The organism is Candidatus Flexifilum breve (assembly GCF_016713355.1).
This window is the reverse complement of record NZ_JADJPI010000037.1, coordinates 676,611-702,066: the sequence shown is the minus strand read 5'-3', so window position 1 is coordinate 702,066 and position 25,456 is coordinate 676,611. Positions and strand designations below refer to the sequence as shown.

20 protein-coding genes are annotated in these 25,456 nt (G+C 61.3%); 10 read left to right on the top strand and 10 right to left on the bottom strand.

Annotated features, from left to right (window positions below; translation table 11 throughout):
• Window positions 1–13: 13 nt before the first annotated feature.
• Together IPK17_RS34050 and IPK17_RS34045 are read right to left on the bottom strand one after the other, a co-directional pair.
• Window positions 14–1,291 carry a cytochrome c3 family protein gene (locus IPK17_RS34050; RefSeq protein WP_343422175.1) on the bottom strand — a complete coding sequence of 426 codons (1,278 nt, stop codon included), beginning with the start codon at window positions 1,289–1,291 and terminating at the stop codon, window positions 14–16.
• A gap of 636 nt (window positions 1,292–1,927) precedes the next feature.
• Window positions 1,928–2,344 carry a VOC family protein gene (locus IPK17_RS34045; protein WP_343422174.1) on the bottom strand — a complete coding sequence of 139 codons (417 nt, stop codon included), beginning with the start codon at window positions 2,342–2,344 and terminating at the stop codon, window positions 1,928–1,930.
• A gap of 427 nt (window positions 2,345–2,771) precedes the next feature.
• Between IPK17_RS34045 and IPK17_RS34040 the strand changes: the two genes are divergently transcribed.
• The 6 genes from IPK17_RS34040 to IPK17_RS34015 all read left to right on the top strand — a co-directional run bounded on the left by IPK17_RS34040 (window position 2,772) and on the right by IPK17_RS34015 (window position 8,809).
• Complete coding sequence (locus IPK17_RS34040; RefSeq protein ID WP_343422173.1) at window positions 2,772–3,371, top strand: helix-turn-helix domain-containing protein; 600 nt, start codon at window positions 2,772–2,774, stop codon at window positions 3,369–3,371.
• Between the two features lie 92 nt (window positions 3,372–3,463).
• Window positions 3,464–4,483 (top strand): BMP family protein, encoded by a 1,020-nt coding sequence (locus tag IPK17_RS34035; protein WP_343422172.1) that lies wholly within the window; start codon window positions 3,464–3,466, stop codon window positions 4,481–4,483.
• A 68-nt stretch (window positions 4,484–4,551) separates the two neighbouring features.
• Window positions 4,552–6,072: an ABC transporter ATP-binding protein gene (locus tag IPK17_RS34030; protein ID WP_343422171.1), complete on the top strand. Its 1,521-nt coding sequence runs from the start codon at window positions 4,552–4,554 to the stop codon at window positions 6,070–6,072.
• Between the two features lie 27 nt (window positions 6,073–6,099).
• Window positions 6,100–7,185 (top strand): ABC transporter permease, encoded by a 1,086-nt coding sequence (locus IPK17_RS34025; RefSeq protein WP_343422170.1) that lies wholly within the window; start codon window positions 6,100–6,102, stop codon window positions 7,183–7,185.
• Between the two features lie 5 nt (window positions 7,186–7,190).
• On the top strand, window positions 7,191–8,078 hold the full coding sequence (locus IPK17_RS34020; RefSeq protein ID WP_343422169.1) for an ABC transporter permease: 888 nt from the start codon (window positions 7,191–7,193) through the stop codon (window positions 8,076–8,078).
• Window positions 8,075–8,809: a creatininase family protein gene (locus IPK17_RS34015; protein ID WP_343422168.1), complete on the top strand. Its 735-nt coding sequence runs from the start codon at window positions 8,075–8,077 to the stop codon at window positions 8,807–8,809. The genes IPK17_RS34020 and IPK17_RS34015 overlap by 4 nt, the downstream gene beginning before the upstream one ends.
• A gap of 271 nt (window positions 8,810–9,080) precedes the next feature.
• On the opposite strand, the gene IPK17_RS34010 is transcribed toward IPK17_RS34015, so the two are convergent.
• From IPK17_RS34010 to IPK17_RS33975, 8 genes are all read right to left on the bottom strand, one after another.
• Complete coding sequence (locus tag IPK17_RS34010; RefSeq protein ID WP_343422167.1) at window positions 9,081–10,121, bottom strand: Gfo/Idh/MocA family protein; 1,041 nt, start codon at window positions 10,119–10,121, stop codon at window positions 9,081–9,083.
• Window positions 10,118–11,017 (bottom strand): glycoside hydrolase family 130 protein, encoded by a 900-nt coding sequence (locus IPK17_RS34005; RefSeq protein ID WP_343422166.1) that lies wholly within the window; start codon window positions 11,015–11,017, stop codon window positions 10,118–10,120. Before IPK17_RS34005 ends, IPK17_RS34010 begins: the two co-directional genes overlap by 4 nt.
• 8 nt (window positions 11,018–11,025) lie before the next feature.
• Window positions 11,026–13,443 (bottom strand): sugar-binding protein, encoded by a 2,418-nt coding sequence (locus tag IPK17_RS34000; protein ID WP_343422165.1) that lies wholly within the window; start codon window positions 13,441–13,443, stop codon window positions 11,026–11,028.
• Between the two features lie 5 nt (window positions 13,444–13,448).
• Window positions 13,449–14,357, bottom strand: coding sequence for a carbohydrate ABC transporter permease (locus tag IPK17_RS33995; RefSeq protein ID WP_343422164.1), 909 nt, complete (start codon window positions 14,355–14,357; stop codon window positions 13,449–13,451).
• Between the two features lie 3 nt (window positions 14,358–14,360).
• A complete protein-coding gene (locus IPK17_RS33990; protein WP_343422163.1) occupies window positions 14,361–15,479 on the bottom strand; it encodes a carbohydrate ABC transporter permease in 1,119 nt (372 codons plus the stop codon).
• A 77-nt stretch (window positions 15,480–15,556) separates the two neighbouring features.
• Window positions 15,557–16,132, bottom strand: coding sequence for a type 2 periplasmic-binding domain-containing protein (locus IPK17_RS33985; RefSeq protein ID WP_343422162.1), 576 nt, complete (start codon window positions 16,130–16,132; stop codon window positions 15,557–15,559).
• A gap of 13 nt (window positions 16,133–16,145) precedes the next feature.
• On the bottom strand, window positions 16,146–16,817 hold the full coding sequence (locus tag IPK17_RS33980; protein WP_343422161.1) for an ABC transporter substrate-binding protein: 672 nt from the start codon (window positions 16,815–16,817) through the stop codon (window positions 16,146–16,148).
• Window positions 16,818–16,888: 71 nt separating this feature from the next.
• Window positions 16,889–17,890, bottom strand: a complete 1,002-nt coding sequence (locus IPK17_RS33975; RefSeq protein WP_343422160.1) for a LacI family DNA-binding transcriptional regulator — start codon at window positions 17,888–17,890, stop codon at window positions 16,889–16,891.
• A gap of 113 nt (window positions 17,891–18,003) precedes the next feature.
• On the opposite strand from IPK17_RS33975, the gene IPK17_RS33970 reads away from it, so the two are divergent.
• From IPK17_RS33970 to IPK17_RS33955, 4 genes are all read left to right on the top strand, one after another.
• Window positions 18,004–19,917 carry a hypothetical protein gene (locus IPK17_RS33970; protein ID WP_343422159.1) on the top strand — a complete coding sequence of 638 codons (1,914 nt, stop codon included), beginning with the start codon at window positions 18,004–18,006 and terminating at the stop codon, window positions 19,915–19,917.
• Window positions 19,917–20,975 carry a glycoside hydrolase family 130 protein gene (locus IPK17_RS33965; RefSeq protein WP_343422158.1) on the top strand — a complete coding sequence of 353 codons (1,059 nt, stop codon included), beginning with the start codon at window positions 19,917–19,919 and terminating at the stop codon, window positions 20,973–20,975. The genes IPK17_RS33970 and IPK17_RS33965 overlap by 1 nt, the downstream gene beginning before the upstream one ends.
• A gap of 99 nt (window positions 20,976–21,074) precedes the next feature.
• On the top strand, window positions 21,075–23,843 hold the full coding sequence (locus IPK17_RS33960) for a UxaA family hydrolase (protein ID WP_343422157.1): 2,769 nt from the start codon (window positions 21,075–21,077) through the stop codon (window positions 23,841–23,843).
• 117 nt (window positions 23,844–23,960) lie between these two features.
• Entirely contained in the window at window positions 23,961–25,436 is a 1,476-nt protein-coding gene (locus tag IPK17_RS33955; protein ID WP_343422156.1) for a PPC domain-containing protein, read from the top strand.
• Window positions 25,437–25,456: the final 20 nt, after the last annotated feature.

The following is a 25,456-nucleotide window of genomic DNA, read 5'->3' as shown; positions in this document are numbered from 1 at the left end:
AGATGGTCTCGTTTTATGAATTTCCCCAGAAAGCATCTGCGCTTTCTGTAGCTTCCGTGGTTGGTTGTGCCGCAGCCCCGCCCCAGAAATCATCGGCGGGCGCGGGTGTAGCTGGAGGGGCATCGCCCCAGAACCCGTCGTCGCTGCCCGCAGCAGGCGCGACCTCTTCAGGCTGCGCTTGCGCGCGGTCGGCGTATTCCGCAGGCAGCGGCGGCGCGCCGTCGACCATGACACTCTGGTTCGCGGCCAGTTCCTCGGCGGCGACCACTGCCTGCGTGAGGAAGTATTCGTCGTTTCCGTGGCACGAGGTGCACGATTCGGTCTGCGGTGTGTTGCGCTGGATGTTATGCGGCGTGGCATACACCCACGTGGCGCGCGCATCGAAGTTGGACAGCAAGTCGTCGCCGTAGAAGCTGAACGAGTCGATGTCAATGGGCACGTGGCGCAGCGTGGTGTACTCGTATGGACGTTCGGCGTTCTGCAGCGGGTTCAAGCCGATGTAGAAGTCGATGGAGTGCTCTTCGATGGAGTAGAACGGGATGTCGTCTTCCGTGCGTTCGACATGGCAGTTGACGCAGCTCGTATAGGCGACACTGTGACAGACCTGACAGGACACGGTCTCGGTGCCATGAATTTCGTGCTGTTCAATGCCAGAGCCGACGCCAACCTGATCTTCGTGGCAGCTAATGCACGAAGGCTCGGCTAGACCGTCATAACGATGCGCCGCATCCACATCTGTGCCGTGCATTTCGGCGCCTGTGTGACAATCGGTGCAGCCCATACGCTCACGGAAGTGCACGTCGGCGGGCAGACCTTCATTCAGCCCGTAGTATTCGTTTTTGACGCGGCTGCCGTGGCAGGCCGTGCAGGTGTTGCTCATCGGCGGGGTTTCGACGAAATCGTGACCGGAAAGCAGCCCCCCACCGACGGAAACCGGTTGGCTCACATGGCAGTCGCCGCAGGTGGCGTGACAGTTATTGCAGTGGTAGGACTCCATATCTTCCAGCACAGCGTGGTTTTCGGGTGCGCTGCGCGCGTAAATCGCGGTGTCGTATCCCGCCAGCGTGCTGTGCAAGCTGTTGAGGCTGTCTGGAGTGACATCGGTATGACAGTTGCCGCAGGTGGTCGCGGCTTCGGCGCCGGGCGAGGCGATCATGCCTTCGTGCGCGGCCTCCATGTCATCCACCGCCTGCCCTTGATGGCAGTCAGTACAGTTGATGTAGGAGTGAATATCTTGGGTGTAGGTTTCGGCGTCAATCCAGACGCGCTGCCATGGCTCCATCGGAGCCACGGAACCCCCTCAGCCAGGCCCCGAAGAGAGAGACTCAGTTTTTTCTTCGGCGACCGCCAGGGTCGTCAACCGGGCTTCATCGGTATGGCAGTTGAGACACGCGGTATCTGTAAACGGGATTAGCCCCGGGGTTGCCGGCAGTTGATTGAGGGCGATGGTTTGGCCAGCCCGATCCGGGTTGGCGGTACTGCGAGGAGCGAGGGTCGGTGCGGAGGTATCGGGTGCGCAACTGGATGCCACAACGATGATGATGCCTCCAGCAGCGAGGGCCAGTCCAGCGGTGATCCAACGATTCATCAGCGGCTCCGTCTAACCAAATACCTGCGGTGATTCCTCAATGAATCATTGAGGAATCCTTCACTATATTGTCACACAGTGTACACTTTAAAGAGCTTTCCGTGAAATTAAAGTACACAGCAAACACGTTACATTTGTCACAATCCACACTTTTGTGTGAGTTTTGCTCGCTAATTACACAAATCTTGTGCGAATCACGAAGGTAAGCCACACTGACCAACCGGGCGTTGGTCAGTATCTGTCCCTGCAAATGACAATCAATGGGGCGAGTAGATGCGGTAGGCTCAGGTCGATTGGTATTCGCGCGATCGACCGAAGGGGTAACGGCGGGAGCGCCGCTTACCGGATGCGCTGGTTGAACTCGACGCGTTCGCCATCGGGTCCCAGAATGTTGAAGTAATACACGCCCTTCTCCCAGAACGGGAGAAACACGGGCGCGCTTTCCAACGGCGTCAGTCCAGCCCCGGTGACCGTCGTCCACACGTGCTGAATATCGTCGACATCCAGCGCGAAGTGGTCGATATGGCCGTGCCCACGGGTGCCGATTTCCGCGCCTCCCGTTCCCGGAAGTTGGTACAGCTCCAGCACAAAACCCGCGACCTCCAGCATGGCGACCAGAATGTCACCCTCCGGCATGGTCAGTGTGGTCGCCAACGCCTCACGAAAGCCCAAGCGCAGATAGAACGCTTTGGAGCGCTGCAAGTCGGTTACGGGAACGCCCAAATGCTGAAAACCAGTAATGCGCGCACTCAGCATAGAAAAATCCTCACTGTTTACGAAAACCAGAATCCTTAGTTCAGCGGATCTCAAACTCCGCATCCGCGCCCACGAGTGGACGGGGTCGCCCTGCCCGCCTCATAGCAAACTGTTGACCCGCAGTCGGCGTAATGGGCAAATCGATCAGCCCGTTGATCATCGTGCGTGCCTGTGAGCAAGGCGCGAAACAGCCCCGGCGGATTTTACCCGATGCTGGCCGTTGTGGGGAAACCAATCGCGCGCTCGGGGTAATACAGTCGCTCCGAGGTTCACCCCAGAGCGGCACTTGTCTATATGCTCCAATTGAGACCGCCTACTTGTCGTTTACAGTAACGTATTGCCCACGCCCCAAATCCTGTTAGACTGTATAGTGAAGATTGTTCAATATATTGAACACCCCGCTCATTTGAGCCTGTGAGAGGCTGGCATGGCTTCATCCCACAGCGACGCACCGCAGTCCGCGAGCGCCTCGTCCGACCTGAAACTGATCGGTGAGCAGCTGCACAGCGCTCGTCTGGACCTCAATTTGAGCGTTCAGGCGTTGGCGGATGCCTCCGGCATCAGCGCGGGGATGATCAGCCAGATCGAGCGCGGCCTCGCCAATCCGTCGATCAACACGATTTCCAAACTAGCTTCGGCGCTCCACCTGCAGTTGGGCATCTTCTTTGAGCCGCGCCCCCAAGCCGACCAAGAGATTGTGGTGCGGAAGCAGCAGCGCCGCCGCATCGGCATCCCCGACCCGAACTTCGTCTACGAACTTCTCGTGCCCGATCTGTCGCGCACGCTGGAATTCGTATGGGTGGAATCCGCGCCGGGTTCATCGACGGAGAACTCGCCGTTTCAGCACGAAGGCGAGGAATGCGGTCTGGTGCTGCAAGGCACACTGGAAGTCCATCTCGGCGACGACGTATTTATCTTGGAAGCAGGCGACAGCATCATCTTTGACAGCCGGCGCCCGCACTGGTATCGCAATATTGGCACAGAACGGGTGCTGTCCGTGTGGGCGATCACGCCGCCCACGTTTTAAAGCGACAGCAGACGGTGCGTATGGGGGAAACTGCATCAGCATGGCGAACTATGCGATGCATCATTATCAGGTTAGGAGGAGGGACGACATCTATGGGCAAGAAACTTTCGATTGTTCTGCTGTTGGTTCTGCTGGTCTTAACATTCATGTTGGGCGGCACAGCGTCGGCTGGCCCCGCGGCTCAGGACGCCACTGAAGAAGCGACCAGCGAAGCGCCGCTCCTGAAGGTGGCCATGATTCTGCCCGGCCCGATCAACGACAACGACTGGAACATGGTCGGCTACAACGGGCTGATGGCGGCTGCCGAAGAACTCAACCTTGAAGTCGCGTACGTCGAAAACGTGACCGATGCGGATGCCGAACGCGTCCTGCGCGATTTCGCTACCCGCGGCTATGACCTGATCTTCGCGCACAGCTTCTCGTTTGGCGATGCGGCGCTGTCGGTCGCGGAAGATTTCCCGGAAACGTACTTCATGGCCGGGACGGCGCGCGAACTCGCGGATAACCTCGGCACGTACTCTAACCCGGATTACCAAGGGGCTTACCTCGCCGGGATGCTCGCCGCAGGCATCAGCGAAAGCGGCGTGATCGGCTGGGTCGGCGGTATGCCCGCCCCGAACATGCTCGCCAATCTGCACGCTTATGAAGCGGGCGCAGCGGAAGTCAACCCGGACATTGAAGTCCTGTTCACCTTCATCGGCAGTTGGTTCGACCCGCCCAAGGCCAAAGAAGCGGCCTTAGCACAGGTGGAACAGGGCGCGGACGTGCTCAGCGCGCAGGGCGTCGGCGTGATCGATGCGGCCAACGAAGCGGGCGTATACGCCCTCGGCGCTATGACCGACCAGAACTTCCTCGGGGAAGAATCCGTCGTGACGAGCGTAACGTGGAACCTCGGGCCGCTGGTCACGGGGGTCGCTGAAGAAGTGATCGCCGGCGAATGGGAAAGCCGCAACTGGTCGTTTGGCCTGATCGAAGGCTCGATTGAACTGGCATCGTACCACGACCTCGCTGAAGTGGTCACGCCGGAACTGCAAGACCTGATCGACGCCAAGATCGAAGCGATTTTGAGTGGGGATTTCGTCGTCGAAGAAGACACGACGCCCGTCGAATAAACTTAACCGCAGTGCAAGCCCCGGTCTGTTCCGGGGCTTGTTTGCTTTAGCACTTCAGGTTGGTTTTGATGTCAGCAACTCTGCTGCAAATGTCCGAGATTGTGGTGCGCTATGGCGATCTGGTAGCCAACGACCGGGTCCAGTTCGACATACGCCCCGGCGAAATCCACGCCTTGCTCGGCGAGAACGGTGCGGGCAAAAGCACGTTGATGAAAGTCCTGAGTGGGTTGGTCAAACCCGAGTCCGGCAGAATTGAGTTCCATGGCCGCCCGGTGCACATTGACTCGCCCGTGACCGCGCTCCAGCTCGGCATCGGCATGGTACACCAGCATTTTATGCTCATCCCCAGTTTGACCGTCGCCCAAAACTTATGCATCGCCGCGCGCACCAAGGCCGGCTTTTTTCCAGATCTGCGCCGCATTGCGCGGGAAATGCGGCAGTTGGGGGATCGTTACGGCTTAGAAATTGACCCAGACGAGAAAATTGCTAACCTGTCGGTGGGGCAGCAGCAGCGCGTCGAAATCATCAAGGCGCTGTATCGCGGCGCGCAGCTCCTCATCCTCGACGAGCCAACCGCCGTCCTCACCCCCCAGGAAACTGCCAGTTTATTCGCCATCATCCGCAACCTGACCGCGGAAAAGAATGCCGTTATTTTTATCAGCCATAAACTTCAGGAAGTGATGACCATCAGCGACCGCATCACGATTCTGCGCGCGGGCGTGAACGTGAGCACGCGCACCACCGCCGAGAGCACGGTCGAAGGCTTGGCGGAAGCGATGGTCGGACGCCACATTCAGTTACCGACCAACGCGCACACGGTCGACGCGGGCGCGCCGGAAGTCCTGCGTCTGCGCGGCGTGCACTATACCAATCCCCGCGGCGTAACAGTGCTCAAGAACCTTGATCTAGCGGTGCGTCAGGGCGAAATTCATGGCATCGCTGGGGTGGACGGCAATGGTCAGGACGAGCTGACGCGCTTGCTCTCCGGCTTGATTTTCCCGAACGCCGGGCAGATCTGGTTGGAAGATCAGCAAATCACGCATGCGCCCCCGGCGCAGCGCATCCGCGCCGGGTTGGCCACCATCCCCGGTGATCGTCAGCGCACTGCCCTGTTGATGGGGCGATCGTTGTCCGACAACGCCGTCCTCGAACAGATCAATCAGCCCAAGTTTTCCCGCGCTGGTTTTCTGCGGTTTAAGGCGATCAGCGCGTTCACGCAGTCGCTCATTGCAGGCTACGACATTCGCTGCCAGTCGCCAGAGCAAACGGCAGGCACGCTGTCCGGCGGCAATCAGCAGAAGCTGGTGTTGGCGCGCGTGCTGGAACGCCACCCGCGCCTGATCATCGCCGTCCAACCCACCCGCGGACTCGATATCGGCGCGACCGAATACGTGCGCTCCACCCTGCTCGACCAGTGCGCGCGCGGCGCCGCCGTCCTGCTCATCTCAACCGAGCTCGACGAAGTGCTGGCGCTTTCCAACCGGATCTCTGTGATGTACAACGGCACGCTGAGCCAACCGCTGGAACGCGCGACGGTGACGCGCGATCAACTTGGATTGCTCATGGGCGGGCGCCCGCTCGCAGGCTAAATGATGACAGAACAAAGGCTCCCCTCAGTGAATGCCGACTCCGGAACCACCCCGCTCCGCCTCCCAGTCTGGCTGCGCCGCACCATTCTGCACCCGGAACTGGTACAGAGCGTGGTTGCCGTGGTGATCGCCCTGCTCATCGGGGCGCTGCTCATCCAACTGCTCGGTAAAGATGCCCTTGCCGCGTACCGCGCCCTGCTCGAAGGGGCGGCAGGCAATCTCAACAGTCTCGCCGAAACGTTCCTCAAAGCCATTCCGCTGACACTGGCTGGAGTCGGTGTGACTATCGCGTTTCGCGCCAGCGTCTTCAACGTCGGCGCAGAAGGTCAGTTGTTCTGGGGCGGCCTGCTGGCGGGCTGGGTGGGTCTGCTGCTCGGCGATCAACCGTGGTACATCGTGCTCCCCGCCATGATGATCGCTTCGATGCTCGCGGGCGCGGCGTGGGCCGGGATAGCCGGGGTGCTCAAGACCGCGCTCGGCGCAAGCGAACTCATCAACACGATCATGCTCAATTACATCGCCATCTTCTTCATTGGCTATCTGCTGCACGGGCCGCTGCAAGACCCGAATTCACCGTTAGGACAAACCGCCCGCCTCGCCGAAGCAGCACGCCTGCCGCGTATATTGGAAAGAACGCGGCTGCACGCCGGCGTGTTCATCGCGCTGGCGGTCGTTGTCATCGCCTCGCTTCTGCTGTGGCGCACGGTGTGGGGCTTTCAGATTCGCGCCGCCGGGCACAACGCCGAAGCGGCTCGAGCAGCGGGCATCAATACGTCATGGGTCATCCTGAGTTCGCTGATGCTGAGCGGCGCGTTGGCCGGGCTCGCGGGGTTCGCGGAAGTGGCAGGCGTACAGCGCCGTATGATCGAGAATCTTTCGCCCGGTTACGGCTATACGGCGATTGTCGTCGCGCTGTTGGGGCGCACCAATCCGTTCGCCGTGTTGATCGCGGCAATCCTCTTCGCCGGTTTGCAGGTCGGCGCGAGCACGATGGAATCCGCGGTGGGCGTCCCGAGTTCGATTGCGACTATCATCCAATACCTGATCGTCCTACTGCTGATGGGGCGCGGGACATTCAGTTTCCTGCAGCGGCGGCTGTCAGCTAAAGGCTAATCACGATGGAAATTCTGGTGGATCCCGCTCTCGAGGGCTTTCTCTCGGCCAGCATGCGCTTAGCCCTCCCGATCATGCTGGCGGCGCTCGGCGGCATCTTCAACGAGCGGGCAGGCGTGCTGAATATTGGCATGGAAGGCATGATGCTCGGCGGCGCGCTGTCGGCCTTCGTCGTCACGTACTATGCGGGCAGCACGGCGCTCGGCATCGTCGGCGCGCTGATCCTCGGCGCACTCTTCGGCCTGATCATCGGCTATTTCACGATCACGCTGGCGGGCGATCAGGTGATCGTCGGCATCGCCTTCAATCTGCTCATGCTCGGCGTGACCAGTTTCGTCTATCGCGCTTTCTTCGCCGTGGGGACGCAGCGCCCGCAGGTGGAGGGCTTGAGCACGCTGCCCATCCCGATCCTGGAAAGCATCCCGATCATCGGTCCACTGTTCTTCCGGCAAAATCCGCTGGCCTACATCGCCTACCTGCCTGTCGGCGAGTCGCCCGAATCCGCCGAAACGCTCGGCATCCACATCAACCGCACGCGCTATGCCGCTCTGATCCTGTGCGGGATGCTGTGTGGGTTAGGCGGCGCGTTCATCTCCATTGGTTCGTCGAGCATCTTCGTCGATAACATGACCGCGGGGCGCGGCTATATCGCGCTGGCGCTCCTCGTACTGGGACGGCGGCATCCGGTCGGCGTGTTCGGGGCATCGCTGTTGTTCGGCGTAGCCGATGCGCTCCAACTGCGCGCCCAAATTCTCGACATCCAACTTCCTTTCCAATTCATGCTGATGCTGCCCTATCTGCTGACGATCATCGTGTTGGCCGTGTTCGTGCGCCGCACCAATGATCCCGCGGCGCTGGGCAAGCACTATCAACGGGGGCGCAAAGACTCATGAGACTGGAAACCGCAACGTGGGTCGAGGTCGAACGTCGGCTCAGCGCGGGCAACGCCGTGGCGCTTCTGCCCGTTGGGGCACAGGAGCAGCATGGGCCGCATCTCGCGCTCGCCACCGATACGATCATGGCGACGGGTCTGGCGGAACGCTTGGCCGATCAACTCGACGCGCTGCTGCTGCCCGCCCTGCCCTACGGCGAGACGTGGACGACCGCAGGCTGGAAAGGCACGATCTCGATCAGCTTCAATACGCTGGTCGCGCTGACAACTGACATTGGCGCCGCGCTCGCCGCGCACAAGGTCGCCGCGCTGATCATCGTTAATGGGCATTTTGGCAACAGCGCGCCGCTGGAACAGGCCGCCCGCGCACTGATGACACAGCACAATTTGCCGACGATGATTCTGAACTACCCGGGCATTGAGCAAGCGGCCGCCGCCGTCTGCGAGTCGACGCCCGCCGCGCCCGGCTTCTATCACGCCGACGAGGTCGAGACGTCGGTCGTGCTGGCTCTGCGCCCGGATGCCGTCCAGATGGACCAGGCGCAGCCCGAGTATCCGCAGTTTCCGCCCACCTTCGGTGCCACGCCCACACGGTTGGACACCTTCAATCGCAGCGGTGTCTTCGGCGATCCGCGCCCCGCGACCGCCGCCAAAGGGGAGCAATTGCTGACGCTGCTAACCGTCAGCGCCTTAAGCGTCATCCACGCCTTTCTCGCCGAACACATCCGGTAACAGCGCGCCCACCACCAGCAAGCGCCCCAGCCGCCCGCGCGCGTAAAGTGTTCGATTTCAGCCCATCACCCTCTACAATGGATGGTGTTCGCTAGATGGAGTCAAGGTTAGGGCACATGCGCCTGCTGTTGATCGCAGATGAATAGGGATCGGAACCCTTATCACCCAGGGGCTGCGCGAAGCCGGGCATATAGTTGACTGGACCCGAGACGGCGAAACCGGACTAGGTTACGCACTGCCGTCCGGTTCCTGCCGATTCGCGACTTTCGAACTACAAGCGTTCTGCTTCCAGTGCCATGCGCAGACTCGCGAGGCCATGTTCGACGGTGACTCGCAGTGACTTATTGGGATCTCGCACCGCGCCCGCCAAATCGCGCATCCCCGCTTGAATACAGGCCCGATAAACTGCGGACTTGTCGCCTGATGTGTCAACCACCAGCGAAGCGCCGCTCGTCGCTGTGACACGCAGATCGTCGGTCAGAAACGGCTGAATTGCGGCGTGACCAGCGGCATCCAAGCCAGAGAAAGTCAGATTCGTCGGCACCCAGCCCTGCAGGTGCATATAGGCGTGCTCAAAGGTCAGGGCGACCGTCGTCTGCTCGGTCGTGCCGCTGTGCGTAAAGCCATGATAGAAGTGCGCGGCGGTCTCGCCGTAGGTCGCCAACGCCTCAACCCGATCTTCTTGCCCGGCGGCGTTGACAAAGCGCTGTGCCGCGCTGACTGTGCCAACCGCGCCCACCACCCACGCGAACGCATCGAAAAAGTGCACGCCGTGTTCGATCCAGATGCCGCCGCTCTGCGCTTTATTCCAGAACCAGTGCTGCGCGGGCAGGCTCAACCCCGCCGCGTGATTCGTCAGGCTCAGATGCAGCAGCTTGCCGAGCACACCCGCCTCGCGAAGGCGCGCAGCCATGCGCCACAGCGGATTCTGGCGCATCACATAGTCGATGGTGAGGCGCGTCCCGGTCTGCCCTGCGGCGGCGCGCAGCGCTTCGCCTTCACTCAAGGTGAGCGCCAGCGGCTTCTCGCAGAACAGATGCTTGCCCGCCTGCAATACCGCGAGTCCCTGCTCGGCGTGGAGAAACGGCGGCGTATTCAGCGCGACGATTTCGACCGCCGGATCGTTCAGCATGGCGGAAAGCTCTGTATACGCGCGCACGCCATACTGCGCCGCGAACCGTTCAGCTCGGACACGGTCCGAATCGCAGACGGCGGCGACATACACTTCGGGCATGAGAGCGAAAGCGGCGAGGCAGAATTCGCCGTACGCGCCTGCGCCGACTAGGCCAACACCAACGGGTGGTGAGCTCATGCCCCGCCTCGCGCGAAGGCCTGCACATCCGCGAACGGCGCGGTCGCCAACCCCACCATGCGATCTGCCCCAGCATAATAGAAGCGCAGTTCAGCGCCGACGACGAGGTTCGTGCAGCTAAAGATCACATTCGGCACGTCGCCGCGAATTTCCCATGTTTCAGTCGGTTCGATGATGTGCGTGGTCGGGCGATGCAGCACCTTGGCCGGATCATGGAGATCGAGCAGCGCGACGCTCGAACGGTAGACGTGCGCCGCGCCGTAGCCATGATAGAACAGCAGCCACCCGTCCGCCGTCTTGATGGGCACGCCGTTCGCGCCGATGCTCTTGCTGTCCCAATCGTCAGGCGTTTCACCCACCGCGCGCGGCGACATGATCACCGTGTGATCCGTCCACGTGATCAGGTCATCACTGAAGGCCACCCAGATATGCGGACGACGGCGGTGCAAAATCGCGTAGCGCCCGCCGATCTTCTCCGGAAACAGCACATGATCCTTGTTTTCGGTCTTCTCCAGCGGGGCGACATCTTCCCAGGTGATCAAGTTGTCGGACACGGCGATCATCGGGTAATTGCCATTCTCGCCGTACGCCGTATAGCACATGTAGAAGCGACCGTCCAACGCTGTCACGCGCGGATCTTCCAGTCCGCGGTAGTCTTCGCGCCCGTTGTGCGGCGCGAACACCGGATTCTCCATCCGATTCCACACCAGCCCATCCGCGCTGACCGCATACCCGATGGACGAGATGAAGTCCACGCCCTGCGCGCGGTAGTGCATGTGGAACAACCCGTTATGCTGCAGCACGGAAGCGTTGAAAACGTTCAGCGACTCCCAGCGATGCAGGGGGTTCGGGTACAAAAGCGGGCTTTGCGGATGCCGCACAAGTTTAAGCTGCATGGTTTCTCCTAAGGGGTAGTGTCTTGTAAAGCCGAGGCGCCCGTGACTGTGTTGTAGGTCAGCGTGAGCTGCTGACCGTTCGGCAGCGCGTAGACGCGGCGACCGACGACGGGCTGCAAGTAGAAGGCGTCGATTTTGCTCACGCCGGGGTTGCTGCTGCCTTCGTCGCCCGCATACTCATAACGGATCGTATGGTCGCCCGCCTCAAGGCGCACGGGCTGCGGCGTGACCGCATCCAGCCAGAAGTAATCCGAGTCCGGCGACACCGACTGCTGCAGCGTGAACTCGTCCTGACGGTCAAGGCGCACATTGAGGGCAACATTCGCCGCGCCGCCCAGTGTTTCGTCCATACCGGGCGCGGTGAGCGTCAACTGCAAGAGATTTGCCGCCACATCCGGGTCACGTCCGGTCAAGTCCATGAACGAGTTACCACCGAGCCCGCGCCCGGCTTCAAAGCCGATGCGTGTCCCGGCCTGAGGATTGTCAATGTCGAGCGCCGCCCACGGGATCGCCGCTTCGTACGTGTAGCCTCCGCCATCGTCCGCAGCCTGCCAGACGAGCGTCGCACCGGGGGCAAACCGCGTCTGCTGCCAGTCCCACACCTGACCGCCCTGCGGCGTTTGTGCCAGGGTCAGCTTGGCGTCGAGCGCGCGCATGTCACCACTGGTGAAGTACAGCCAGAGCGTATCACCCTGCCACACGCCGCTGACGGTGAAGTCCTGCACATGTTCGGGATCGCGCACGTCGGCCAGCACATACAGATGCTCAGCGTCCCAGAGCAGGTGCACGACATGGCTGTCGACCTCCGCGCCTTGCCACAGACCGCCGCCGCGCAGCAACTGCCGCGCGGTATTCGCCTCCAACACGAGCGCGTTATCGCCCCAATCATCGCCGCTGCCATCAATCGTCGGCGGCGCGTCGGTGCGCGGAATCAGGAAGGCACTGCTGTTCGCGGCCTGCCGCACATGCGCAACATACAGGAGATAGTCATCCGCTTGATCCTCGTCCAATGTGAACGTCAAGCGCATCCGCTGACCTTCGCCCAGCCCAATATAGCGCCCACCGCTGATATAGCCTTCACCCGTCCACGTGCCGGAGTAATACACGGGCGTTCCGATCACGCGCTCGCCGTCTTCGGCTTGCAGGATGATGGGCAGGGTTTCATCCAGTGTGGTGGCATAGAGGAACGGTTGAGCCGCCTCCGACAGACGCGCCAGCGCGCTCATGCTCATCAAGCCTTCGATGGTCGACTCCGCGCCCGCATTCCGGTTGACGCGCCAGGCCACCGGGCCATTGATGCCATCGTAAGTGCGACCGCTGTCCGGGTAGTACATCTGTGTGTCGGCCATGTTGTTGCCGAAGTACCAGCTCCCCGCCAGCGCGGCCAACTGCGCGTACCGCTCATCATTCGTCGCACTGTAGGGCGCCGCGTAAGTCTGCACGAGCATGTTGGGGGCGTAGGCGAGCTGTTCCAGGCGATACGGCACGACACCGATATGCCGGAACGGTTCAAACGCAAGCTGGCGCAGCAGGAACGACTCCGCCGTTGCCGCCGCCGAGTCGATCCAGTCCTGACGCTCCAGCGCCATACCCGCCACGACCAGCGCGTGCGGCACATGCGCGCCCCAGTTGTGCCAGAAGCCCGGCGCATTGGCGTTGCTCGGATGCATGCCAAACGGGTATTCACTGTCCGTGCCCAAGCGGTACTCCGCGAGCGCATCGGCAACTTTCGTGATGGCATCGGCGCTGGCGTCGTTGGGACGAGCCGCGTAATAGGCGCTCATGCCGAGCAAGCCAATCGCGGCGATATCCGGTTCGCTGGCGGGAATCCACGCCGGGATCTCGAAGCCGTGCAGCGTCGTGTACTGCCCATAGTTGCTCAGCGACGCGGCAATCGCCGCCTCCGTGCGCTGATAGGCTGCCGCCAGTTCGTCCGCGTAGCCGGGATCAACCGTATCAAAGACGCGCACGCCTTCGCCAAGCGCCCACAGCGCGCGCATCGCCCACCAGCCGAGACTCTTGTAGCTCGTGCCGCCGCGCTCGTTGATCTCGCCTTCGCGGGTGAAGACGAAATTGTAGAACTCGCCATCGTCGGCCTGCATATACATGATGAAGTTGAGGCAGCGCCGCGCCCAATCCAGCAGATCGGCATTGCCGGTGCGCTCGTACTCCCACAGGTAAACGACCGCCGCGCGCGCCACATCATCCACGGCGCTGATGCCTTCGTCGGCATCGTCGACCCACTCGTAATCCGGGTATTCCGAATAGATATGGACAATCGCCATGTCACGCCCGTCAATCGTCACGGGTTCGGTGAGCTGCAGCAGATGATCGAGATTGACGAGATCGGCAGCTGACGGGTTGTCCTGTGCCGAAATCGAGCTGACCAGCACCAACAGTACCAGCCCAAGAAACAAACTGCGCATCCGCATCACCCTTTCACCCCACCGATGTTGATCCCCTCGATGAACTGCTTCTGGGCGACGAAATACAGCAGCAGAATCGGCGCGGCCATCATGGTGGCCATCGACATCATGAACTGCCACTGCGGGGCTTCCTTGCTCAGCGATTGGTCAAAGAAACGCATAGCCAACGCCAACGGGAACTTTTCTGGCGTGCTCAAATAGAGCAGCGGCCCTTGAAAGTTGTTCCAGTTGGCCTGAAAAGCGAGCACGCCAATTGCCAGCAGAATCGGCTTAACGAGCGGCAGCATGATATACACGAAGACTTGAATGACGTTCGCGCCATCCATGATGGCCGCTTCTTCAATTTCGCGCGGAATCGTCATGAAGAACTGCCGCATGAGGAAGACATACAGCGGCCCCCACGCGAACAGCGACGGCCACGTCAGCGGGTCATAGGTGTCGAGCAAGCCTAACTGCCGCCAGATCAGGAAACCGGGGACACGCGTCACAATGCCGGGGATCATGATCGTCGCCAGCATGACCGCGAACAAGGCGTCGCGCCCCCGCCAGCGGAAGCGCGAAAAACCGTAGGCGACGAGCGACGCGCTGGTGATTTCGCCGACCATCGCGAGCACGGTGATGAACAGCGTGTTCCCCATGATGCGCCAGAAGGTCATCTGCGGGTTGATCGAGAGCAATCGATTCCAGACTTCGAGATAGTTCCCCGGCACCGCCGGATTCGGGATGAAGTTCAGCCCGCGCACAAACAGTTGATCCTGCGTTTTCAGCGACGTCGACACCATCCACAGGAAAGGAATGAGGATGAACGCCACGCCCGCGATCAACAGCAGATACACCACCACCCGCCGCGGATCAAAACCACGCCGCGCAGGCGGATCAACGAGCAAGGGATCGCGCTGCATCACAACCGTCATGGCTTATGCTCCTTCTCTCGCACCTTGATAGAAGACCCAGGCCTGCGACGACCGGAAAACCAGCGCGGTGAGCGCGATGATCAGCATGAGCATGATCCAGGCCATTGCCGACGCCATGCCCATGTTGCGCAAATTGAACGCCTCTTGGTAGATCTGCCAGTTGAGGAACGTCCCCGCTTCAATAGGTGTGGGGATGAAGGCCGCGACTTCGAAGGCTTGCAGCGCACCAATCAGCGAGGTGACGAGGTTGTAGAACAGCGCCGGACTCAGCATCGGGATGGTCACGTTGCGGAACTTCGGCCAGTGGCCACCGCCGTCAATATCGACCGCTTCATACAGTTCTTTGGGAATGCCCTTCAACCCGGCCAGCAGAATGACCGAATTCGCGCCGAACACCCCCCACAAGCTGATGATGATGAACAGCACCGGCGACAGGCTGGGATTGGTTAGCCACTGTGGAGTCTCTAAGTTGAGCAGATTGAGAAACGGCGACAGCGCGGAATTCACCAGCCCGCTGGACGAGAACATCCAGCGCCAGAGCAGCGCCGTCGCGACGGCGGGCAGCACGGCGGGTAGGTAATACAGCACGCGCCAGATGCCCATCCCGCGCACATTCTGATTGAGCAGCAAAGCGACGGCGAGCGCGCCCGCCAACCCGAGCGGCACAGTCACGATGGCATAGACCACCGTCAGCCGCATCGACCGCCAGAAGCTTTCTTCGCGCGCGCCCAGCACAAAGCCGCCATCGGCAATCTGCACGCGGACGATCTCATCATAGCGTGGGGGTAACGCGCTGGAACTGCGCTGATCCGCCGATTCCAGCGGGGCAAACGCCAGATCGAACAGCTCCGCATAGTTCTCCGTACCCACCCACTCCGGCGGACGAAAGAGATTGTATTCGGTGAAACTGAGGTACAGCGACGCGCCAATCGTAAACACATTGAAGATCAGGAAACCGACCACCCACGGCATGACCAGCGTCCGCCCGGCGGCGGCTTCGGAACGCGCGCCGAGCCGCAGCTGCACCTGATAGACGATGAACATGGCTGCTGCCAACCCGCCGGCCACCAGCACATAACGGATCAGCGTGGGAATGTAAGTATTGAGCACGCTCAGATCCATCTTGGCATCTCCATAAATGAGTTCAAAAGAAGCTCCGCACCCGTGGCGTGGGCCACGAGTGCGGGCAAAAGTGAGAATTAGTTGCCGAGGGTTTCTTCAAGGTCGGGGCGGACTTCAGCGGCGAGTTCGGCGACGCTCAGATCCGTTTCACCGTTTTGCAGCGGCCCCCAGAATTCGCTCCAGAACAGCGAGTCAAATTCGGCGTAGTTGCCGAAGATCGGCAGAGCGCGCATGTCACCCGCAGCGGCCACAATCGCGGCGGCGTTCGGTTCCTTGCGCGGTTCGGAAGAGACGAGGTGTTCGACGGTCGCCTGCGAAATGCGCGGCGAGACGATCTTCCAGCCCTGAATGGCTTCCGTCAGCGCGACGAGCGCGGCGCAAGCCTGTTCGGGGTTCGCAGTATTGGCATTAATCACTGTGCTGGCGTTCCATGCAAACGTCGTGGTGCTGCCGGTTTCCGGGTTCGCCGGGACGTGAATAACGCCCACATCCAACCCATCCACGCGATCCAGGTCATCCGCCGCGCCGCCCATGAACATGGCGATCTTGCCGGCCTTGAACATTTCGCCGAAGCCCTGTTCGGCGATCACTTCATTGCTCGGCGACATTTCCGGGTTGTAGAGCGTGCTGAGCCAGAACTCAAAGCCGCGCACGAATTCCGGGCTGTCAATCGGAACGCTGGTGAAGTCGGACGGAAATCAGTTCGCCGCCCGCCTGCCATACGAAGATGAACGGCGGCGGCCACCCGTTGTTGGTGAAGCCCCACTGATCGACCGCGCCGTCACCGTCCGTGTCCTGCGTCAGCGCCATGGCAGTTTCGGTGAAGTCATCCCACGTCCAGCCATCTTCGGGGTACGCCACGCCCGCCGCATCGAACAGGCCGCGGTTGAAGTAGACGACCACCGGCTGCGCGATCCACGGCAAGCCGTAGGTCTGGCCTTCGAACTGATTCACGGCGAGGATTCCGGGGTAGTAGTCGCTCAGGTCGCCCGCCGTCTGGGGAGCAGCATTCGCGACGGCATCGCACTGGTCAATCGGCATGAACACGCCGTCCGAGGCCAGCGCCATGTGATTCTGATCCATCCAGTACAGGTCCGCGCCCGTGCCGCCTGCAATCTGCGTCTGCACCTGCGTGTAGTAGTCGCTGGGGATCGGCTCATGCACAATCTGGTAATCGGTCTGGCTGGCGTTGATCTCGTCGATCAAGCCCTGCAGTTCGGCGCTCTCATCGACGCCCGCCCAGGTCGAAATGCGAATGGTGACCGGATCTTGAGCGGCCACGCTGCTAATGGTCAGCATGAATGCAAGTAGGAGTACAACCAAGCTAAAGCGCTTCATCGGTTAGTCCTTTCGTGTAAATCTCAGACAATTTTTCTGAACATCGAAGGCCGCCGTGTATGCTATACTCTTCACCTCCTTGGTGCGGTGGAATTGCGCTCCACCATATGTACCGGGACAATGATTTCCGAAGCCAGCAGATCAGGGTCTTGAAGCAGCATCAGGACACGGTGCGCCGCTTCTTTGCCCATCTGCTGGCGAGGGATACGTAGGGTCGTGAGCGGAGGGTCATTGAGTTCCGCCCACGCGATGTCGTCAAAGCCGACGACGCTCAGATCATCCGGCACGCACAGACCACGCCGGTGCGCCTCACGAATTGCGCCAATCGCCATCGAGTCATTGACCGCGGCAATCGCTGTGATTTCGGGATGCGCCCCGCTCAAACGGCGGTAGGCTTCCCGTCCGCTCTCAATCGTCGTCTCGTTCATGTGGACGACTTCGACCTCCGACAGCGCCCGATGATAGCCCCACACGCGTCGCGCCGTGCTCGCCCACTCCGTCGGCCCCGCGATCACCCCGATCTTGGTATGGCCGAGGTTGAGCAGATGCTGCGCCGCCAGATACGCGCCTGTCTCGTCATCGCTGTTGACACAGTTGACAGGTGTAAAGTCCAGACGATTGTCCACCAGCACGAGCGGCAATTTCGTGTGCAGCATGGCGTTGATGAACCCCGCCGGAATATCGGGTCCGGCGAGGATCATCGCGTCGATGCGGCGTTCACGCACGAAGCGAAAATCGACCGGGTGCGCCAGAGTGTCGGGCGTGAGCGTCTCGAAAGCGACGTGATAGTCTGACCGCGCGATCACCTGCTGCACGCTGTGCAGAATCTCGGTGTAGAACGGGTCGGCAGCGGCGGGGAGTCCGGCTTTTTGCAGGAAGAAGAAGCCAATGTTGAACGTCTGCGAGGTCGCCAGACCGCGCGCCGTCAGCGTGGGCGTGTAGTGGAGTTCGCGCGCTTTGGCGAGGACACGCTCGCGCAGTTCGGCACTCACCCCCGGACGATCATTGAGGGCGCGTGACACGGATGCGCCGGAAACACCTAAGGCTTTCGCGATTTCATCGACGACTGACATCTGTAATGTCCACAAAAAGACTAGTTTACGTAATCGCTTGCGTTGTTCTTACGTTTTGACTATAGTAGAGTTCGTAGGGGTTGTCAAGAAGATCAGAAATGAGCCCTTCTCTTATGATACAAATTGCACAATTCTTTATTTCCAACGAGCAGTTAACGAGTGGTGCGCCCGCTCACGGGGAGGGTGACGGTTGGCACTGGGCGGTGCAGTTCACACCCGCGCACGGCGGCACATGGATCGACGCGACCCTCACGGCGTCCCGCGAGCTCACGCTCAATCCCGCGCAGATCGTGTGGCTGGGCGCGCTCGACAACCTGAATGATCGGCAAGCGCACACCTGGCGGCAAACGATTCTGCGCGCGCCGACGACCAACCAGGGGGGATTAGGCGGCAACGATCTCCCCGCTGGCTATCTTTACGACCACGCGACTCACACCGAAACCATCGTCTATTTCCCGCCGGACAGCCTGCAGTGGTCGCCGCACCGCTTCTATGAGCTGACCCTGCGCGAAGTGATCGAATATCGCCCGACGCCGCGTTATGGTCTCGGCCTGGTCCCCAACACTCCCAACCCCAACTTCACCTTCCCGCCGGGTAAGCATCATTTCCGCTTCTGGTACAAGCAGTCGCCGCTGGAGTCGACGCCGGATCCGTGGGTGGCGCAGCGCCGCCTGATCGATGCCGTCGCACCGCTGCTCGACCCGCAGCCCACGCTCATCCCCGACGCACCGACATGGGACGAGCTGGCACATAGCACGCTGAGCGACCTCCATAATGAAGCGTGCTGGATTGAAGCGAGTGGCAAGCAGGGACTCCGCGCCTATGTGAAAGGCAGTTCAGCCATTGGGCGTGACGAGCAAAAGGGCTTCGAACTGATGACACAGCTCGACGTGCTGCTGCCCCTGCTTCATTGGCGCGAACGGACCGGCGCGGCGGGCGCGGACAGCCTCATCGAGCGCTTGCTGGACGCGGTACGCGCCTACCAGATCATCGATCCGCATCACTACCTGCCGAATCACTACCCGTACCAGCCGACCGATACGTTCATGGATACGTGGTACTTTTATGAGAACGCGCTGGTCAAGCTGCCGTGGGTGGCGCATCTGACGGGCGACTCTGATCTCCGGCAGACCTTTCTCACAGCCCTGGATGGTGCGCGCGAATTCGGCGCAAAAACGCGGCATCTGCTGCCGCTGTTCGCGGATGCCAAGGGCTGGCAAGCGCGTGGGAGTCTGTTGAATGCGGGCGTGAGCGGGATGTTCGCGGCGGGCTGCTGGCTGGCCTACCAGATGACCGACAATGTCAACTATATGGTCGATGCCCGACAGGCGCTCACGACGATCATGCAGCTGCCGCCGCACCAGTTGACGCATGAGCCGCAGCAGTTGTCGTTCGCCGCCGCCGCGGCTGGGCCGTACGAGGGCTGGGAAGATCGCGTGGCCGATTTCGTCAACCTGGCGCTGCGTATGGGCTACTGGGGCAAAGATCCCACCGTTCCATTCTACGATCCGCGCGGTATGTTTCAGGCGTGCGCCTCACTCTGCTACCCGGCCTACAAAGAGAATGTCGAAACGATCTGGGCGTGGTCAGAACTGCTCAATCAGGATGACCTGCGTCCCAAACTGCCCGTCAGTTTGATGGCAGCGTTCGCCAATCTGCAGCGCTGCCATAACTACGCCTTCTTCGACCCGTTCCTGCCGGAGTCCATGCGGCGCGGTCCCTGCCCGTATATCCCCTATGAGGATTTGGCGACCGCGGAATTCACGCATACCGCCAAGCTCGGCAAGGAGCTGTACGGTGCGGGTGAAGTCTTTTGGAGCGCGCTCTTGTTCAGCCGCCCCGGCTTTCTGACCGATCTACCGCCGGATGTGCTCACATTCGCACTCGACGTCCCTTGTCTATCGCTCGAACGTGCGCCGCGCCGCTGGCTCGTCTACAATCCGCGCCCGACTGCCCTCGAAATCCGCAGTCAACAGGGCGATCTCTTGCTCGAACCGCATGCTTATCATATTGTAGGAGAGGACTGATGTTCACCCGTCATCCACTCAATCCGCTCATCACGCCCGCGCATCTGCGCCCTTCCCGACCCGATTACGAAGTTATCGGCGCTTTCAACGCCGGAGCAGCACTCGTGCACGGCGAGACGATCCTGCTTGTGCGCGTCGCCGAACGCCCCATCAAATCTGATCCGCGGTGGATCGTGTGCCCCTATCTCGATGCAAGCGGGGAAATCACACTTCTGCGCGTCCATCCCGATGATTCGGATTATGACACGCGCGATCCGCGCTTTGTGCGCCATTTGCCCAGTGGGAATGTATTTCTCACGAGCATGAGCCACATCCGCTGCGCGCGTAGCCGTGACGGCGTGCATTTCACGATCGGCGATCAACCGTTTTTGCAGGCGGAAACCCCCTATGAAGCGTTCGGCGTAGAGGACGCGCGCATCACGCCGCTCGGCGACGAGTACTACATCAACTACTCCGCGGTGAGCAGCCACGGGATCGCTACGGGTCTGGCGCTGACACGCGACTTCCAGACGGCGCGGCGGCACGGAATCATCTTCCCGCCATCGAATCGCGATGTCGCCATCTTCCCGCGTCAAGTCAACGGGCTGTATGCCTGCTATCACCGTCCCATGCCCGGCGATTTCGGCGCGTACAGCATCTGGTATGCGACCTCGCCCGATCTCGTGCGCTGGGGCGATCATCAGGTGGTGGTACAGGGAAGCCGAATGGGCTGGGATTCGGGTCGCGTCGGCGGCGGGGCACCGCCTGTATGGACGGAACACGGCTGGCTGTCGATCTATCATGCGGCAGATCGGACGCAGCGCTACTGCCTCGGTGCACTGCTGACCGCCCACGACGATCCCACGCGCGTCCTGGCGCGGAGTTCAACGCCGATCTTTGCGCCGGAGCTCCCCTACGAAACCGACGGTTTTTTTCCGAACGTCGTGTTTACGTGTGGCGCCACCGTCATCGGCGACACACTGCGGTTGTACTACGGCGCTTCAGATGAGACGATCGCGCTGGCGGAAGCCTCCCTGTCTGAGCTTCTGGAGACGCTGCGGCGCGAACCAGCGCCCTAAGGAATCGGTGTGACCTAGGGCGCGCAACATAACGTCGCGCAGTCGACCCATCTGCGGTTAAAATGGGAGGCAAACCTATCTCACGCCGGGAATAAACTCATGAGTGTCGATCTGGAAACGGTGAGCCGTCGCGCGGCTCCGCTGGATAATGTCGTGATCGCTACGCGGACGCTGCCCGCCGGACTCACCGTGCGCGCCGGAGCGCTGGAAATGACGCTGCCGCATACGGTACTCGAAGGGCATCGCTTTGCCACGCAGCCGCTCCAACCCGGCGACCTCTTGACCTCCTGGGGACAAGCCTTCGGCACCGTAATTCGCCCCATCGCGCCCGGCGCTGTGCTGTGCAACGAAAACGTGCTGCGCGAACTAGGGCGGCGCACCTTGGACTTTCCGCTGCCGCCGGAGCCGAATTTCAGTGATCAGATCGCGCCGTTCCGGCTGGATGAGAGCCAGTTTCGCCCCGCCCCCGCCCTGCCCCGCGCCGACCAGTGTCCGGCGTTTCAGGGCTATCGCCGGGCGGGAAACCGCGGTGTCGGCACACGCAACATGATCGTGCTGCTCGGCACATCAGCGCTGACGGGCGGCTTCGTCCGCGTGCTGGAAACGCACCTGAAGAATCTGGCCGCGCAGTATCCCAACATCGATGGCATCGTCGCGGTCGCGCACACCGAAGGCAGCACCGATGACTTCAATAATGGCGACCTGCTGCTGCGCACGCTGGCGGGGATGATCGTGCATCCGAACGTGGGCGCGGTCTTGGTCGTAGATCGCGGCACCGAGCGCGTGAATAACGCCGCGCTGCGTGAGTATCTGGAACGTGAACAATACCCCCTCAGCGATGTGCTGCACCAGTTCATGTCGCTGTCGCGGTCATTTGAGGCGGACATCCAGACGGCGGTCGAGGTGGTCAGAGGTTGGCTCACCACGGTGAGCGGGATGCAGCGGTCACAGGTACCCGTTTCCGAACTCAGGATTGGCTTGCAGTGCGGCGGATCGGATGCCTTCTCCGGAATCAGCGGGAATCCACTGGCGGCATGGGTCACCAAAGAGATCGTGCGCTATGGCGGCGCGGCCAATCTCGCCGAAACCGACGAGTTGATCGGCGCGGAAGCCTATCTCATCAGCCACATGCGCGATCTGGAAACGGCGCGCAAGTTCCTCCACTTTGCCGAACGTTTCCGCACGTGGATGGGCTGGCATGGTCAATCCGCTGACGGCAACCCCTCGGGCGGCAACATCTACCGCGGCCTCTACAACATCTATCTCAAGTCCTTGGGTGCGGCGGCGAAAATGCACCCGGATCTGCGCGTGGATGCGGTCATCGACTACGCCGAACGTATGCGCGACCCCGGTTTCTATTTCATGGACAGCCCGGGCAACGACCTCGAAAGCGTCGCCGGGCAGATCGGCGCGGGCTGCAACCTGATCTTCTTCGTCACGGGCAATGGTTCGATCACCAATTTCCCGTTTGTGCCGACCATCAAAATCGTCACGACGACCGAGCGTTACCAACTTCTCGCGAATGAGATGGATGTCAACGCCGGCGCGTACCTTGACGGCACGCCGCTGGAGGAAGTCGGCGCGGCGGCGCTGCAGCTCGCCATCGATGTGGCGTCCGGCCAGTTGAGCGCAGGCGAAAAAGCCGGACACACGCAGGTGCAGATCTGGCGGGACTGGCGGCGCACGGGACCAGCACCTAAACCAATCAGCCTCCCGACCGAGTACAGTGGTCAACCGCTGCCGATTCCCCCCAGCGCTGAGCTGCCCGCGCTGCGTCTTCCGGTCATCAGCATGCCCGTCGAGCAAGTCGGCTTGATCCTTCCGACCAGCCTGTGCTCCGGCCAGATCGCGCGGATGTGCGCGGAATGGCTGAACGAGCATGATGTGGGCCGCAGCATTGGCCTAACGCGCTTCGTCGCGCTGGCGCATACCGAAGGCTGCGGTTCAACTACCGAGGCGGAATTGGCGAATACCTTCCTCGGCTATCTCACGCATCCACTGGTCAAGCACGCGCTGCTGCTCGAACACGGCTGTGAGAAAACCCACAACGGTTACGTGCAGCAGTTGATGGCCAAGCGCGGGCTTGACCCGGCGCGCTTTGGCTGGGCGAGTGTGCCGTTGGATGGCGGCATTCAGAAGGTCATGGCGAAGATGATCGACTGGTTTAACCAGCCGCCAGCGCACGCCAATGCTCGTCCTCATCCAGCCGGAGTCATGCGCGTCGGTTGGATGAATCAACAGAGAGTGAGTGAAGAGCTCGCCGTCGAGTTGGCGGTGCTCACGCGCAGCATCACCGCCGCGGGTGGGCTGTTCGTCCTCCCGGCGAACGATCCTGTGGTGGGGCATCCCGCCTATCAGGAGGCGTTAGGCATCGAGCTGCACACGACCTTAGGCTATGCTCAGACGCCGCAGTCCCCCGGCCTGCACATCATGGACATGCCCACCCGCCAATGGGGGGAAATGCTCACGGGCCTTGGGGCGGCGGGCGTCGAAGTGATCGTCGGACACATCGTTGAGCAGCCGATGTTCGGGCATCCACTGATCCCTGTGCTGCAAATTACGACGGACGAAGCCACCTTCATCCGCTACGTGACCGAGCTCGACGCAGCTTATCGACCGGGCAAGCTTCTAGCCCAATCTCTGCTCGACGACTTGGGACGGACCCTCATAGGGCAGAAAAACTGCACTTCCAGCAGACGGGCAACACCGATTTCCAGATCGCGCGCGGGTTGCTCGGCGTGTCGGTATAAGCCGGAGATCAGTGCCGCTTGCAGTTTCATCGGATGGGCGGACGCCTCGCAGCGCGTCCGCCAATCCCTAAGTCGGCCTAGAGCCTGCCTCATCAATCCAAAATCGGGTGTAAAATAGAGTTAATCGTGAAGTTTCGCACAAGGCGTGTGATCCCATCGTCGCGTGCATCCTCCCACATCAGCGCCTCCCCGCGTGTAGCACCATCGGCGTTGCCCCAACTCCAAAGGAGAGGCTATGCAACCCGACAGACACCCGCACTTCTCGACATTCGCCGCGGTTCTGCTCCTCACGGTCCTGCTCCTCGGGCCCGCACCCAACGCGCAAGCGCAAATCGGCGGCGCAATCGGTTATGGCAGCAGTGTGCTCGGGAATATCACCGCCGCGGAACAGTCCACCACCTATAGCTTCAGCGGCAGTGTGAGCGATTTCGTCGACGTGACGATCCACAACTGGACGGGCACATTCGACCCGCTGCTCGAACTCGTCGCGCCAAACGGGCAAGCGCTCGCTACCAGCAGCGCCTATCCCTTTTCGGATGATCCACTCGCCGCGCAGATCACAATGTTTCTGCCGCAATCCGGCATCTACTCGCTCCACATCAGCGGCGCTCAGGGGACGACAGGCGAGTTCATCCTCCGGTTGCAGGGGCGAACCGCCGCAACGATGACGCCGCTCGTCTACGGTCAGCCCGTGGCGGTCAGCGTTCCGATCAACCCCACGCCGCAGTCCTACACCTTTACCGCCCAGACTTGCCCGACGGTGCTCACTATCGCCAATTTGAGCGCGGGTGAGCCGTTCACGTTTCCGTTTCACATCCGCGTCCGCGACGAGATCGGCACAGAGATTGCGCAGTTTGACGGCGGTGACGCGCTGGAAGATCGCCTCAAGGTAGCGGCCAACAGCGGTCGGTTCGAAGTGATCGTGACCTCAGCCGATCCGCTGGTGACGGGAACGGTGCAGCTGCTCGTGACCTGTGAAGATCAAGCGCCGGGTTGTCTGGCCGCGCTGTCAGGAAGTGGCTACGTCAGCCGCCCGTGTCCGCCCTGCCTGCAAATCGGTGCATGTGCCGATTTCGCGCTCACATTCACGCTGACCGAACACACCGCAGCGTTCTCGTGGCCGCCGCTCGCCGACGCCGATTGGTACATCTTCAGCATCGTCGACGCCTTCGGTGATCTGCTGCCGGATTCGGCGCTGCTGCTGGAGGGAACCACCAACCACGCCTATACCTTTGCCCCCGCAGACGTGGCCCGTGGTCCCTTTACCGCCTATGTGAGTGCGGGCGCGGAAGGTGGCGGCTCTGATCCCCTGTGCCTCGCGGCGGTTGTGGTCAGCTTTGGCGACCATCCCACTGCGGAATGTACAGGCATGGTCGTCGGCGTTGACCCGGTACCGGGCGCGCGTGTGGCCGTCGCCCATTGGGAGGCGGTCACGGGCGCGGCGGCGTATTTAATCCATGTCTACGCCTCTGCTGATGATGGCGGATTAATCGGTATTCGGGTGTTGACCGCTCCCGGTGACACAACCAGCTATCACCTCGCCGATGTGTTCCCGGCGGAATACGACCACTACCAGATCGAAGTTGCGGCGTATGCCGAGGCCACAGGCGGCGGCGCCTTTGGCGACATGCCGCAGGGCTATCTGTGCGCGGGCACTGCCGATCTCACCTTCACTCCACTCGGCCCGGTCGAGTGGGGTCCGGCGACCTAGCCTGAATCAGAGGAGGAAGT